The sequence below is a fragment of the Actinomyces timonensis genome, assembly GCF_040702965.1.
In the GTDB taxonomy this organism is placed as follows: Bacteria; Actinomycetota; Actinomycetes; order Actinomycetales; family Actinomycetaceae; genus Actinomyces; species Actinomyces timonensis_A.
This window is the reverse complement of the sequence record NZ_CP159989.1, coordinates 1,278,245-1,291,630: the sequence shown is the minus strand read 5'-3', so window position 1 is coordinate 1,291,630 and position 13,386 is coordinate 1,278,245. Positions and strand designations below refer to the sequence as shown.

The 13,386-nt window shown below is 74.5% G+C and carries 10 protein-coding genes and 1 tRNA gene; 6 read left to right on the top strand and 5 right to left on the bottom strand.

What is annotated here, in order from left to right; translation table 11 throughout:
• Positions 1 to 318 precede the first annotated feature (318 nt).
• Positions 319 to 720: a DUF805 domain-containing protein gene (locus ABXS69_RS05640; protein ID WP_366181542.1), complete on the top strand. Its 402-nt coding sequence runs from the start codon at positions 319 to 321 to the stop codon at positions 718 to 720.
• Positions 721 to 780: 60 nt separating this feature from the next.
• Here ABXS69_RS05640 and ABXS69_RS05635 read toward each other — a convergent pair.
• Together ABXS69_RS05635 and ABXS69_RS05630 are read right to left on the bottom strand one after the other, a co-directional pair.
• Positions 781 to 868 (bottom strand) — tRNA-Leu (locus tag ABXS69_RS05635).
• 136 nt (positions 869 to 1,004) lie between these two features.
• Positions 1,005 to 1,886 (bottom strand): D-hexose-6-phosphate mutarotase, encoded by an 882-nt coding sequence (locus ABXS69_RS05630; RefSeq protein ID WP_366179803.1) that lies wholly within the window; start codon positions 1,884 to 1,886, stop codon positions 1,005 to 1,007.
• Positions 1,887 to 1,942: 56 nt separating this feature from the next.
• Between ABXS69_RS05630 and ABXS69_RS05625 the strand changes: the two genes are divergently transcribed.
• A complete protein-coding gene (locus ABXS69_RS05625; protein ID WP_366179802.1) occupies positions 1,943 to 3,307 on the top strand; it encodes an AI-2E family transporter in 1,365 nt (454 codons plus the stop codon).
• Between the two features lie 65 nt (positions 3,308 to 3,372).
• On the opposite strand, the gene ABXS69_RS05620 is transcribed toward ABXS69_RS05625, so the two are convergent.
• Positions 3,373 to 6,696, bottom strand: coding sequence for an error-prone DNA polymerase (locus ABXS69_RS05620; protein WP_366179801.1), 3,324 nt, complete (start codon positions 6,694 to 6,696; stop codon positions 3,373 to 3,375).
• Between the two features lie 195 nt (positions 6,697 to 6,891).
• Between ABXS69_RS05620 and ABXS69_RS05615 the strand changes: the two genes are divergently transcribed.
• Both ABXS69_RS05615 and ABXS69_RS05610 read left to right on the top strand, forming a co-directional pair.
• On the top strand, positions 6,892 to 8,475 hold the full coding sequence (locus tag ABXS69_RS05615; protein WP_366179800.1) for an amino acid permease: 1,584 nt from the start codon (positions 6,892 to 6,894) through the stop codon (positions 8,473 to 8,475).
• Positions 8,476 to 8,479: 4 nt separating this feature from the next.
• Positions 8,480 to 9,214, top strand: a complete 735-nt coding sequence (locus ABXS69_RS05610) for a phosphatase PAP2 family protein (RefSeq protein ID WP_366179799.1) — start codon at positions 8,480 to 8,482, stop codon at positions 9,212 to 9,214.
• A gap of 31 nt (positions 9,215 to 9,245) precedes the next feature.
• On the opposite strand, the gene ABXS69_RS05605 is transcribed toward ABXS69_RS05610, so the two are convergent.
• Together ABXS69_RS05605 and ABXS69_RS05600 are read right to left on the bottom strand one after the other, a co-directional pair.
• Entirely contained in the window at positions 9,246 to 10,934 is a 1,689-nt protein-coding gene (locus tag ABXS69_RS05605; protein WP_366179798.1) for a DNA polymerase Y family protein, read from the bottom strand.
• Positions 10,931 to 11,746: a hypothetical protein gene (locus ABXS69_RS05600; RefSeq protein WP_366179797.1), complete on the bottom strand. Its 816-nt coding sequence runs from the start codon at positions 11,744 to 11,746 to the stop codon at positions 10,931 to 10,933. Before ABXS69_RS05600 ends, ABXS69_RS05605 begins: the two co-directional genes overlap by 4 nt.
• Positions 11,747 to 11,906: 160 nt before the next feature.
• Between ABXS69_RS05600 and ABXS69_RS05595 the strand changes: the two genes are divergently transcribed.
• A complete protein-coding gene (locus tag ABXS69_RS05595; protein ID WP_366179796.1) occupies positions 11,907 to 12,482 on the top strand; it encodes a YbhB/YbcL family Raf kinase inhibitor-like protein in 576 nt (191 codons plus the stop codon).
• Positions 12,479 to 13,366 (top strand): SDR family oxidoreductase, encoded by an 888-nt coding sequence (locus ABXS69_RS05590; RefSeq protein WP_366179795.1) that lies wholly within the window; start codon positions 12,479 to 12,481, stop codon positions 13,364 to 13,366. Before ABXS69_RS05595 ends, ABXS69_RS05590 begins: the two co-directional genes overlap by 4 nt.
• The last annotated feature ends 20 nt before the right edge of the window (positions 13,367 to 13,386 follow it).

The window sequence follows — 13,386 nt, the reverse complement described above, 5'->3', positions numbered from 1 at the left end:
TAGGCCAGTCCTGCGAGCGCGGAGCACGGCACGGGGGCGACCGCCCAACGATGCGCGGATCGGGGGCACGGCAGGACGATACAAGTCCGTTACGATGAGCGGCGGTTCTGACGATGAGCCATCATCATCGCAGGCCGGAAGGTCTTGTCGTTCACCCACAGGAGTCATCTTGTCCGTCCCCCATGAGAGCAGCCAGCCTCCTCAGGTTCTCACCCCCCAGCCCGGCGGCCCCATGGGCGCCCCCGCCCATGGGGCGCTCCAGATGGCCGTGCTCCCCCCGAGCTCGCCGCCCTCCCCGGGGCCTCCTTCGGCGAGGCCCTGCGCCGCTTCTTCCGCCGCTACGCCCAGTTCCGGGGCACCGCCTCGGTCTCGGAGCTGCTGTGGCCCTGGCTGTTCCACCTCCTGGTCTCCGGCGGCCTGCTGATGATCGCCGGCGTCTCGCTCGGCGCCGGCGAGATCCCCGCCAAGACGGCCTACGGCGAGCCCGACGTAGCCGATTGGGCGATCGCCATCGCGATCCCCTGCCTGATCGCCGAGGTGATCTTCAACTTGGCGCTCCTCATCCCCTTGGTCGCGGTCCAGGTCCGCCGCCTCCACGACGTCGGCAAGTCCGGCGGATGGTGGTTCATCGGCTTCGTGCCGCTTGTCGGGCCGATCTGGCTGCTCGTCCTGCTGCTGTCGTCATCGAGGCCGGAGCTGTTCCGACCGAAGTGGGCCTGAGCCCCGGCCGGGAGCGATGAGGGCGGGCCCCAGGATCACTCCTGGGGCCCGCCCTTGCCGTGTCCGAGGGGGGACTTGAACCCCCACGCCCGTTTAATAAGGCACTAGCACCTCAAGCTAGCGCGTCTACCAATTCCGCCACTCGGACCTATTCAACTGCGCCGCCCGCCCGGGCCTCCCGCGCCGGCAACGCAGAGAAAGTTACCCAGGAGGAGCGCTCGCGCGCAAATCACCCCGTGGTGCTTCACCTCACAGCACCACGGCCCCTGGGCGCGTCCCCCTCCTCACAGGCGCTCGACGGCGATCGCGGCCCCCATGGCCATGGTCTCCCCCGCCCCGAGGACAGCCGCGGAACGGCCCAGCCGGGCGGTCTCGACGCACACCATCGTCGGGAACTCCTCCTCGGCCATGTCCGCCAGCGCGGCAGCGCCGCTGCTCCACGGGTTCCAGACGACGGTCTGAGCCGCCCCCGCGGGCGAGACCCGCACGCGGCGGCCGAGCGCAGGGTCGAGGACCGTCGTCGGGGCGCCGGACTCGTAGACCCTGTCCACGGGGCCGCGCACGCCCAGCGGGCCGACCTGCACCGAGGTGGCGCCCCCGGCCAGCTTGTCCGCGTACTCGCTCCCCTCCAACCCGATGATCCGCGCGGCGGTCACGTCGCCGACCCGCAGGTAGGTGTGCAGCGCCGCCTCCACGCCCCGGGGAGCCGCCCCCCGGTTGCCGATCGACAGGGACAGCCCCAGCTCCTCCCCCACGCTGATCTCGTAGAGGAGGCTCAGCCCATCATGGTCCAGGGCCATGAGGACGCGCACGGCGCCGTCGGGCCGGCTCTCGACGCAGCGCAGCTCCCACTCCCTGGTCCGGGCCCATCCGTGAGAGGGCCTCCGCGCGCCGTCGGGCCCGGAGGCGAACCAGGGAAGGCACAGGGGAACGCCGCCCCGGATGGCGGTCTCCCCGTCGAAGACGGCCTTGCGGGAGGTGAACAGGACCTCACCGCCGCCCCGGGGGATCCAGGAGGTCAGGTGCGCTCCGTGGAGGTAGACCTCGGCGGCCCCCGAGGGCGCGTCGATGAGCAGGCGGGGCTGGCCGCCCCTGCCCGGGGTCAGGGCCGCGGCGCGCGGCAGGCGGAAGGGCGGGCGGGAACCGGCACGGCGCGAGGGACTCATGGCCCCACGCTAGTAGGCTGGTCGGGCCCCGTCAGCGAGAGCGAGACGCAAGGATCATGACGAGTCCCCGAAACCCGGCGCCCCACGGCACGCCAGACACACCCGACGACGCCCCGGGCGCCCCTGGCGCCACCGCCGCCCCCGGCGCGGCGGGCGCCACGGCCCCGATGACCGAGGAGCCCCACGATCTCGCCGATCGCGGGCGCGCGCCGGCTGGCGGGGCCGCGCAGGCGGAGGGGACCCGGGAGGCGGTGGAGGCCGCTGCCGCGGATCCGGCGGCCCCGCCCACCGTCGTCGTGGCCTCGAGGCCCAGCATCCTGGACGCCCTGCCCCATTGGCTCGTGCGCGGCGGGATCGCCGCCTGGCTGGGGCTGGGGCTCCTCATCATCATCAGCCTCGTCTTCTTCGCGACCTTCAAACTCGTCCCGGTGGTCGTCGGGCTGTTCATCGCCCTCGTGTTCACCACCCTCCTGCAGCCCCTCGTCGCCTTCTTCGCCCGGGTCATGCCCCGCTACGCGGCGACCTTCCTCGCGCTCGGGGTGGCCGTCGGCGTCGTCGCCGGCCTCATGTTCTACGTCATCACCTCGGTGACGGACCAGTGGAGCAGCCTCGCCGACCAGTTCAACACCGGTATCGACACGATCGTCAACTTCCTCGAGCACGGCCCCCTGCCCCTGCACCTGACCGAGGACCAGATCTTCGCCCAGGTGCACGGCCTCGTCATCAAGGGCCAGGATTACCTGCGCACCAATGCGCCGACCCTCGTCTCCGAGGCCCTGGCCAACGCGGGCGCCGTCGTCGACGTCTTCGCCGTGCTCGCCCTGGCCCTGTTCTGCACGATCTTCTTCCTGGCCTCCGGGGGCCGCATGTGGCGCTGGTTCCTCAACGAGCTGCCCGCCCATCTGCGCGAGCCCGTCCACCGCGCGGCCGGCGCGGGCTGGTACACCTTCGCCGGCTACGCCCGGGGCACTGTGCTCGTGGCCGCCACCGACGGCATCATGGCGGGGATCTTCCTGCAGCTCATCGGGATCCCCCTGGCCGCCCCTCTGGGCGTGCTCGTGTTCATCGGCGCCTTCATCCCGCTGCTCGGCGCGCCGGTGGCCATGGCCGTGGCCATGATCGTGGCTCTGGCCTCCAAGGGCTTCCTGACGATGATCATCGTGTGCCTCGGCGTGGCGGGCATCGGCCAGATCGAGGGGCACATCCTCCAGCCCCTCATCATGGGCAAGCAGGTCTCGCTGCACCCGGTGGTCGTCATCATCGGCGTGGCGGTGGGCACGTACTCCGCGGGCCTGCTCGGCGCGGTCATCGCCGTCCCCCTCATCAGCGTCGCCTGGTCGGTCTACTCCGAGCTCCACGTCAAGGACGCGCCGGTCATCGGGGAGCTGCCCGCCTACTCCGAGATCCGCACGAGGCCCTGAGGGCACCCGGTCCTCCGACCTCGCCCATCCCGATCGCCCTCGTGCCCCGCGGACCAGGCCCGGGATCAGGCCCAGTCGCGGCTCGACGGCGCCACGATCCCGCCCAGGGCCTCCAGGCGCTCGCCGATGAGCGCCACCACGCCGTCGCCGGCCTCCACCGTCCCGCGCGCCACGAGAGCGCTGGCCCGCCGGCCGATGCCCCGGTAGCGGCGCCACATGCCCGCGGAGCACACGACGTTGAGCAAGCCGGTCTCATCCTCCAGGTTGAGGAAGACCATCCCCGACGCCGTGTGGGGGCGCTGCCGGTGGGTGACGACCCCGGCCACCCGCACCCGCTGGCCCGCCCGGCCCGCCACCTCGGCGATCGTGAGGATGCCGTCGGCCGCCAGCGCGGGGCGCGCGAGAGCCATCGGGGAGCGCGACGAGGCCACCCCGGTGAGCCGGATATCGGCGACGGCCTCCTCCGCGGGGGTCATCGGAGTGAGCTCCGGCGCGCTCGCGCCGACGGCGGTGCCCGGCAGCGGCGGCTGGGACCAGGCCTCGCCCGGGGAGGAGGCGCGGCGCCGCCCCATCTCCCCGGTGACCGCCCCCGCCGCCCAGAGGGCCTCGCGCCGATCCGCTCCGAGTGAGCGCAGCGCCCCGGCGGCGGCCAGGGACTCCAGCCTCGCGGTCGTCAGCCGCACGCGGCGGGCCAGGTCCGCCAGGTCCGCGAAGGGCCCGTTCTCGGCGCGCTCGGCGACGATCCGCTCAGCGGCTCCGCCCAGGCCCTTGACGCGGCCCAGGCCGAGGCGCACGGCCAGGTCCGGGTGGGCGTCAATGGGCGCCAGGGCGCGCGGGGAGGGCGCGAGGGGCTCCCAGTCGGGGCCTGGCGCCGCGGGGCGCTGCTCCACCCCGGCCTCAACCGCCGAGGCGTTGACGTCGGCGGGCAGGACGCGCACCCCGTGGCGGCGGGCGTCGGCCACGAGCGTGGAGGGCGACCAGAATCCCATGGGCTGGGCGCCCAGGATACCGGCGTAGAAGTCCTCGGGCCGGCGGGTCTTGAGCCAGGCGGAGGCGTAGACGAGATAGGCGAAGGAGAAGGCGTGGGACTCGGGGAATCCGAAGTCCGCGAAGCCCCTGAGCTGGGCGAAGACGGATTCGGCGTCGGCCTGGCTCACCCCGCGCCGCGTCATTCCGTCCACGAGCCGGGCGCGCAGCGCCTCCATGCGCTCGGCCGAGCGCTTGGCACCCATGGCCTGGCGCAGGGCGTCGGCCTCGGCGGGGGTGAAGCCTGCGGCGTCGATGGCGATCCGCATGAGCTGCTCCTGGAACAGGGGCACGCCCAGGGTCTTGGCCAGGGCGGGCTTGAGGGAGTCGTGGAGGTAGGTGACGGGCTCGCGGCCGAGCCGGCGCCGGATGTAGGGGCTCACGGCGTTGCCCTGGATGGGGCCGGGGCGGATGAGGGCGACCTCGACGACGATGTCGTAGAAGGTCTCGGGGCGCAGCCTCGGCAGGGTGGCCATCTGAGCGCGCGACTCGACCTGGAAGACGCCCACGGTGTCCGCGGCCCGCAGGAGCCGGTAGACCGCGGGGTCCTCCTCGGGCAGGGTGTGCAGGTCCCAGGGGCGACCGACCTTCGCCGCGCGCAGCTCTCCCCCGGGCGCGAGCTCGGGCACGGTCTCCCCACGGGCGCCCAGGCTGGTGAAGGCCAGGCGCAGCGCGGTGAGCATCCCCAGGCCGAGCAGGTCGAGCTTGACCAGCCCGGCGTCGGCGCAGTCGTCCTTGTCCCACTGCAGGACGGTGCGCCCCTCCGTGGCGGCCCAGCGCACGGGGCAGACCTCGGTGATGGGGCGGTCGGCCAGGACCATGCCGCCGGCATGGATGCCCAGGTGGCGCGGCAGGCGCAGGAGGGACTCGGCGACGTCGAGGACTTGGTCGGGAATGCCGTCGCCGCCTCCCGGGGCGCCGTTTCCCGCGCCTCCCCCACTGCCCGGAGCGCCCTCGGCCAGGTCCGCGCGCGTGGTGGACCAGCGGTCCACGAGCCCCGCCCACCGGTCCTGGAGCCCACTGGGGTGCCCCAGGGCCCGGGCGGCGTCGCGCACGGCCGAGCGCGGCCGGTAGGAGATGACGTTGGCGACCTGCGCGGCGTGCTCGCGCCCGTAGCGGGAGTAGACGTGCTGAATGACCTCCTCGCGGCGGCAGGCCTCGATATCCAGGTCGATATCCGGGTAGCCCTTGCGCCCCGGGGACAGGAAGCGCTCGAAGAGCATCTTGTGGCGCACGGCGTCCACGGCCGTGATGCCCAGGGCGTAGCAGACGGCCGAGTTGGCGGCGCTGCCGCGCCCCTGGCACAGGATGCCGGCCCCCGCGCAGAAGTCGACGATGGAGCGCACGATGAGGAAGTAGCCGGGGAAGCCGAGGGACTCGATCACGTCGAGCTCGTGGGCCAGGGCCCTCCAGGCCTCGGGCTCCTCGCTCGGGGACCCGTAGCGCTCCAGGGCGCCGCGCCGGGTGATCTCGCGAAGCCAGGTGGCCGGGGTGTGCCCCTCGGGGACGGGTGGGACGGGCAGCTCGGGGACGACGAGGGCGAGGTCGAAGGCCAGGTCCGCCCCGATGTCCGCGGCCCTGTCGACGGCGGCCGGATCATGGCGGTGCAGGCGCGCCATCTGATCGGGGCCGCGCAGGTGACGGCCGACCGCGGGCAGGTGGCCGCGCGCGGAGTCCAGGTCGGTGGCCAGGCGGGTGGCGATGAGCACATCGGCCAGGCGGGAATCGGACGGGCGGGCGCAGCGCACGGCGCCGGTGGCCACGAGCGGCAGGCGGTGGGCGCGGGCCAGGGAGCCCAGGGCCTCGGTCAGGGGCGCGTCGGTGAACGACCCGTCGAGCGCGAGCTCCACGGCGACGCCGTCAGGCCCGAGGAGATCGACGAGTCGCCCCAGGGCCGCGTCAGCCTCCGCGAGGCTCCACTCTGCGGGGCGGCGCGGGTCCCCCAGGGCCCGGCGCAGGGGGCCTTTGGCGGTGCCGGTCAGGGCCAGGGTCCCCCCACCCTCCAGGGCCGCGGCGAGATCCTGGAGGCGATGGGCCGGATCCTCACGCCGCCCGGCGGCGAGGTTGTGATGGGAGATGGCGGCGGCGAGGCGCCGGTACCCGCGGGGGTCTCGGGCGAGGATTGGCAGGTGGGAGGCGTCATCGAGGGTGAGCTCGGCGCCGTGGACGGTGGGGACGCCGTGGGAGCGGCCGGCCTGGGCGTGCTTGACGATGCCGGGCATGCCGTCGTGATCGGTCAGGGCCAGGGCCTCCAGGCCGAGCTCGGCGGCCGCGGCGTGGAGCTCGGCGGGCTCGTTGGCGCCGTCGAGGAAGGAGTAGGCCGAGTGGGCGTGGAGCTCGGCGTAGCGGTGCGCGGACGGCATGGGCGGCCCCTCCCGAGCAATGGATTCGAACAGGTGTACAGAATAGCGCGCCCGAGTCGGGGCGGCGCTCAGGCGCCCTGGGGCGGCCACGTGAGACAATCCCCGTCGTTCACCCGCGGAGTGACTACTGTGCCCGCATTCCCAATGTCGGCGACTCATCCCTGAGCGCCGAGCCACCTCGATCCAGGATCCAGCATGACCGATTCCCAGTTCTCGGGCGCCGCCGCCGAGTCCGACGGAGAGCAGGACGAGCCCCAGGAGCTGCGCCGCAGCCTGCTCAGCCGCCACCTCACCATGATCTCGATCGGCGGCGCGATCGGCACCGGCCTGTTCGTCGCCTCCGGCGCCACCATCTCCCAAGCGGGCCCCGGCGGCGCGCTCATGGCCTACGCCGCCGTCGGCATCATGGTGTGGCTCATCATGCAGTCCCTGGGCGAGATGGCCGCCTACCTGCCGGTGGCCGGCTCCTTCGGCGAGTACGGGACGCGTTTCGTCTCCCGCTCCTTCGGCTTCGCGATCGGCTGGAACTACTGGTTCAACTGGGCGATCACCGTGGCCGCCGAGCTCGTGGCGGCGGCGCTGGTGATGAAGTACTGGCTGCCGGACGTCCCCTCCCTGGTCTGGTCGGCCCTCTTCCTCATCATCCTGTTCACCATCAACGCCCTGAGCGCCCGCGCCTACGGGGAGTCCGAGTTCCTCTTCGCCTCGATCAAGGTGGTCGCCGTCGTCGTCTTCCTCATCCTCGGCACGGCGATGATCGCCGGGATCCTGGGCGGCCCCAGCCCGGGCACGGCGAACTGGACCACGGGCGAGGCGCCCTTCGTGAGGGGCGGTGAGGGGATCCTCCTCGTCCTCCTCGTGGCCGGCTACTCCTTCCAGGGCACCGAGCTCATCGGGACGGCCGCGGGCGAGGCGGAGAACCCCGAGCGCACCATCCCCCGCGCCATCCGCACGATCTTCTGGCGCATCCTGCTGTTCTACATCGGGGCGATCGCCGTCATCGGCTTCCTCATCCCCTACACCGACCCCAACCTCCTCAACTCCTCGGAGTCCAATATCTCGGTGTCACCCTTCACGCTCGTCTTCGAGCGGGCGGGCATCCTGGGGGCCGCCTCGGTCATCAACGCGATCATCCTCACCTCCGTGCTCTCCGCGGGCACCTCCGGCCTGTACTCCTCCACCCGGATGCTCTTCGCGCTGGCCGAGCGCGGGCACGCCCCGCGCTTCCTCACGCGCCTGTCCTCCCACCAGGTGCCGATGAACGCGCTCGTGGCCACGACCCTCGTGGGCCTGTCGGGCTTCATCACCTCCCTCATCGGCGACGGCGCCGCCTACGAGTTCCTGCTCACCCTGTCCGCCCTGGCGGGCTTCATCACCTGGGCGGGCATCTCCTGGTGCCACTGGCGCTTCCGCATGGCCCTCAAGGCGCAGGGGCGCCCGCTGACCGATCTGCCCTACCGGGCCCGGTTCTTCCCCGCGGGCGCCATCGTGGCCCTGCTGGCCTGCATCGCCATCATCATCGGGCAGGCCTACGGGCCGATCACCAGCGGGGAGTCCCTGGGGAAGATCCTCACGCCCTACATCGGCATCCCGGTGTTCCTGGCCCTGTGGTGGGGGCACAAGCCGTCAGCCACGCCCCCACCGTGGACCCCGCGCAGGCGGACCTGGGCCGGGAGTAGCGGGGGCGGCGGCGACCCGCGCGACGTCGGGCGGCCCGCCGGGACGGGAGGCGCCCCACGGGCTCCCGCAGTAGCGGCGCGGCGCGCGACCCTAGGATGACCTCGTGCGATCCTCGTCACCGATAGTCCCCGTGCCATCGTCGCGGTCCCTGCCGTCCAGCCGGGCCATCGCCTGGACGATGGCGGTGGCACTCACCGTCTTCGCCGTCGCGGCGCTCGCCACGCTCGCCATCGACGGCGGCGGGGGCGCCGGTACGGGCGCCCCCGGCCAGAGCCTGGCCGTCGACCTGTGGGCGGCCAGGCGGGCGGCCTCGTTGCGCGCCCCCGCGCTCACGACCCTCGCCTGGTCCCTCACCCATGTGGGAGGGACGATCGGCCTCACGCTCCTCACAGCGGTGATCGCTTCCGGTCTGGCCCTGCGGGGGCTTAGGGCGCAGGCGGTCATCCTGGTGGCATCCATGAGCGGCGCGGCCATCCTCACCGTCGTGCTCAAGGGGGCCTTCAACCGCCCGCGCCTGGACGCCGAGCTCCGCCTGGGCCCGCCCCCGCGCACCGCGGCCTTCCCCTCGGGGCACTCCCTCAACACCGCGGCCCTCATGGCTCTCCTGGTGGGATTCGTCCTCATCTCAGCGGCTTCGCGGGCAGCGCGGGCGGGCGCCGTGGCGGCGGCCCTGGTGGTCACGGCCGCCGTGGGCGCCTCCCGCGTCTACCTCGGCTACCACCGCCTCACGGAGGTCCTGGCGGGCTGGGCCCTGGGACTCGCATGGGCTTGCGCCACGGCGCTCGTGGTCATCGCGCTCAGCCGTCGGCGGTCGCGCCGCGCCATCACCCGCGCGTAGGCCCGTCGCCGCCGGTCACGGGCCCGCACGGTCAGTCGTAGACGGCGTCGAGCCACCACCTCCCGGAGCGCTCCAGGAGCAGGGGAGGGCCGCAGCGGCGGGTCACCTGCAGGTAGGCGCGCTGGTGGGCGCCGGGCCCCCACCAGCCCTCGTCGATGGCCCAGGGCCCGGCCCAGGCCAGGACCTCATCGCTCCCGTCCCACTCCGAGCGCGGGCCCCCCGGTTCCCCGATGCGGATGGTGGCGGGAGCGCCGTCGAGGATCCCCTGGGCGTCGACGCCGACCTCCTCCCCCGCGGCATCGGCGAGGACCGCGGGCACGCGGCGGGAGGGGACGGTGGCGGGGCTCGGCTCGGGGAGCATCCCGGCCCAGGGCGGCGGCCCCTCGCGCGCGGAGCCACCCGGGCGCCCCACCGAGGAGGGCTCGGCGGGCGGCTCATCCCAGCCGACGAGGCGGGCGCGGGAGCGCGGGTCCCGCCCGGGGACGAGGCGAGGGGCCAGCACCCCGCCGGTCCCGAGGAGGGACTCGACGCGCTCGGCGGCCCTACGGGCGAGGAGCCGCCCCCGCTCGCCCGGGGACCCCCACAGCCCCTCCTGGTAGGCGCCGGCGACGACGGGCTCGAGAGCGGTCAGGCGCAGGAGCGCCAGGGGCGCGGCGGGCGGGCGGCCGGAGCGGCCGGCCAGCCAGCCCTCGATCTGCCAGCGGACGCGGTCCGTGGTCCAGGAGGGGTCGGGGAAGGAGTCGAGCCTCCAAGAGCGGGCGAGCTCGGAACCGTCCTCGCAGGCGGCCTCGATGAGGATCCGCCCCGCGCCGAGGCCCGCGCCCGCCAGGCGGGCAGCCAGGCGCTCGGCGAGCCTGCGGGCCACGAAGGCGGCGGCGTCGGCCCGCTCGATGGGCGGATCGAGGCGCTCCTCGACGCCGAGGCCCGCCCGGGAGCGTGGGGCCCGAGGGGCGTCGCGCGCCTCGGCGCTGGCCAGGAGGTGGAGGAGCTCCCCAGTGAGCCCGAATCGCGCGGCGATGTCCCGGCGCGGGAGGCGGGCCAGATCCCCCAGGCGGTGGACGCCCAGGCGCGAGAGCGTCTCGATGACGGCCTTGGCCTCCTGCCCCTCCGCGCGGGAGGACAAGGCGGCCAGGGCGGAGGGCATCGGCCAGGGGGACAGGAAGTCGGCGGTGGCGCCGGGGGAGACGATGATGCCGCGCCGGGCGGCGAGGACGGCCCCGAGGAGGGAGTCGGCGATGCCGACCTGGCACTCGACGCCGGTCCCCTGGGCGACGGCCTCGACGACGGCCTCGGCGAGAGGCTCCTCTCCCCCGGCCCAGGCGGCGGGGCCGCGAGCGCCGGACAGGGCCAGGCCGGGCCGCATGACCGAGGGGTCAGCGAGGACGGTGGTCAGGGCCTCCATGACGCCCTCGAAGGCGCGGGCCTCCCGCTCGGGGCACGGGAAGATGACGGCCAGGCCGGGGCACAGGGATCGGGCCAGGCGCGGGCGCATCCCGATGCCCACGCCGGCGGCCCTGGCCGCTGGGGAGGCGGCGACGACGCCCCGAGCGCCGATGACGGCGACGGGCCCGGTGGCTGGATCGGGCGGGGGCTCCCCGGATCCCCGGCGGCTCCGGGCCTGATCGCTCCCCTGGAGGGTGAGGGCGACGACGGGCCAGTCGGGGACCCATACGGCGAGGAGCCGCGGGACGGCGGGAGTCGGGGGCGGCGAGGGGCTCATGCGCTCCCCCTGCGGGCAGGAGGGGCTCCGGGCGCGGCGGGGGCGCCGAGGCCCTTGGGCGCGGCCGCTCCCCGCCCACCGGCCCCTGCGAGATCCTCAAGCTCCATCCCGCCGCCTCCCAGGCGCAGCTCGAGGCGGGAGCCGCGGGCGTCGTCGCTCAGGCGCCAGGACAGGGCGTCGAGGTATCCGGCGGGCATCTCCTGCGCGCCCTGAGCGCGCAGGGGGACGAGGGCGCCGCGGGGCTCGGCGCGCAGGACGCGAGCGCCCTCCCAGGGGATGGGGCTGAGGATGAGGGCGCCGCGGTCCCGGGCGCGGGCCGTCAGGGTGGCGCGGTCCCGGGCGCGGAGGCGCGAGGCGGGGCGAGCGGTGACGAGGAGGGCGTCAACGCCGTCGAGCAGGGCGGAGGTGACGGCGAGGATGCTGGCGGGGGTGAGCTCCTCCCGCGCCGCGCGGGCCTCCCCGACGACCACCGCGCCGATGGGGACGGCGAGCACGCGGTCGAGGGCGAGGCCGAGGTGGGAGGCGGCGCACCAGCCGAGGTCATCCCCGCCGACCACCGCGCACCACCCCTGGGCGCCCTGGCGGTGGGCGAGGAGGGCGAGGAGGGCGCTGGTCGAGCCGGTGAGGACCACGGCCCCGCTGGTGGCGGCGCCCACGCCGAGCCAGGGGCCGGGAGGGGGATCGCCGATGAGGCCTTCCCGGGCCCGTGGGGCGAGGGGCTCGCGCGCTGAGCGCAGGCCGGCGCGCTCCTCGGCGCTGGCCAGGGCTCTCCGGGCGGCCCGGAGGCGCGAGAGTCTCTCGTCCCCGCCCATGGCTCCTCCTCACCGCGACACATTCGAACACTCGTTCGAGTTCGGCATGAGCGTAGCTCGCGGGGGCGACAGGAATGAAGCCCGCTCGTCAGGCGTCTTCAGGAGGAGGAGACCGGCGTCTAGAGTGGCCCCATAGGCTCGACCGAGAACGGAGGCACCCATGACCGACCTGCGACGCCCGCGCCCCCCTTTCCCTTATGACCTGCTTCCCGCCGTCCCCGCGTTCACCCTGGAGTCGACGGACATCGCCGCTGGCGCGCGCATCGCGGACCGTTTCACCGCCGCCGCGGGCGAGAGCGTCTCGCCCGCCCTGTCGTGGTCGGGCTTCCCCGAGGGCACCGCCTCCTTCGCGGTGTCCTGCTTCGATCCCGACGCCCCAACACCATCGGGCTGGTGGCACTGGACCATCGTGGACCTCGACGCCTCCACGTCCTCCTTGCCGCAGGGGGCGGGAGCCTCGGACCTGGCCCTCGACGGCGCCGCCTTCCACCTGCGGGGAGACTCGGGCGATCACGCCTACTTCGGCCCCTGTCCCCCGGCGGGCGACGGCGAGCACCGCTATGTCTTCGCCGTGCACGCCTTGGATGTGGAGACCCTGGGCCTCGACGATGAGGCGACGCCGGCCATGGCGGCCTTCCAGATGGCGCAGCACGCCCTGGCCCGCGCGACGCTGACCGCCGTCTACTCGCTCCCCGGCGAGGCCGGCGCCGCGCCCTTCCTCCAGGGGCCGGCATGAGCCGACGAGCGGCGGGGCCGCCCATCACCGCGCCTCCGGCCAGCCCGTCCTCCCCCGCGGGCGCGGCGAGCCCCTCGCGGGGGGCGGGTACGCGCCGCAGCCGCCGGGACGCGGCGCGCGGCGAGCTCGTGGAAGCGGTCACCGGCGCGTTCCCGGCTGCGCCGATCGGGCGCCACCAGCGTCGGCCGATCGCCGTGGTGACGGGGGCGACGTCGGGGATCGGCCTGGCGATCGCCCGAGACCTGTCCCGGGACCATGACCTCATCCTCATGGCCCGCACGCGGTCGGACCTCGATGACCTGGCCGTCGCCCTGCGCCAGCACGCGGGCACCCGGGTGCGCGCCGTGGCGGTGGATCTGACCGATGACGACGCGCTGGCCCGCGAGGTCGCGAGCCTGGGGCTGCCCCGACTCGATGTGCTCGTCCACTCGGCGGGGGTGGAGGCTCCGGGCCGCGTGGGGGACCTGGAGCCATCCCAGTGGCGCTCGGCGCTCGACCTGGACCTGGTGGCGGTCGCGCATCTGACCAAGCTGCTGCTGCCGGCCCTGCGGGTGCGCAAGGGCCTGGTGGTCATGATCAACTCCGGCGCGGGGCACCGCTCCTTCGCGGGCCAGGCCCTGTACTGCGCGGCCAAGCACGGGCTGCGCGCCCTGGCCGACTGCCTGCGGGAGGAGGAGCGCGGGGACCTGCGGGTGACCACCATCTACCCGGGCCGCGTGGACACCCCGCTGCTGAAGCGCCTTCAGGACGGAGCCGGGGAGGAGTACCGGCCAGCGGAGTACATGACGCCGGACTCGGTGGCCTCCGCCGTGCGCGTCGCCGTGGACATGCCGCAGGGCGCGGCCGTGGAGGACCTCATGGTGCGCCCCTCCCAGCTCACCTGAGTCGCGCGGTACCCCTCTCC

Bases quoted from the DNA above. Each gene is read 5' to 3' on its own strand.
- ABXS69_RS05630 (WP_366179803.1), bottom strand. From the start codon at position 1,886: ATGAGTCCCTCGCGCCGTGCCGGTTCCCGCCCGCCCTTCCGCCTGCCG.
- ABXS69_RS05625 (WP_366179802.1), top strand. From the start codon at position 1,943: ATGACGAGTCCCCGAAACCCGGCGCCCCACGGCACGCCAGACACACCC.
- ABXS69_RS05620 (WP_366179801.1), bottom strand. From the start codon at position 6,696: ATGCCGTCCGCGCACCGCTACGCCGAGCTCCACGCCCACTCGGCCTAC.
- ABXS69_RS05615 (WP_366179800.1), top strand. From the start codon at position 6,892: ATGACCGATTCCCAGTTCTCGGGCGCCGCCGCCGAGTCCGACGGAGAG.
- ABXS69_RS05605 (WP_366179798.1), bottom strand. From the start codon at position 10,934: ATGAGCCCCTCGCCGCCCCCGACTCCCGCCGTCCCGCGGCTCCTCGCC.
- ABXS69_RS05600 (WP_366179797.1), bottom strand. From the start codon at position 11,746: ATGGGCGGGGACGAGAGACTCTCGCGCCTCCGGGCCGCCCGGAGAGCC.
- ABXS69_RS05595 (WP_366179796.1), top strand. From the start codon at position 11,907: ATGACCGACCTGCGACGCCCGCGCCCCCCTTTCCCTTATGACCTGCTT.
- ABXS69_RS05590 (WP_366179795.1), top strand. From the start codon at position 12,479: ATGAGCCGACGAGCGGCGGGGCCGCCCATCACCGCGCCTCCGGCCAGC.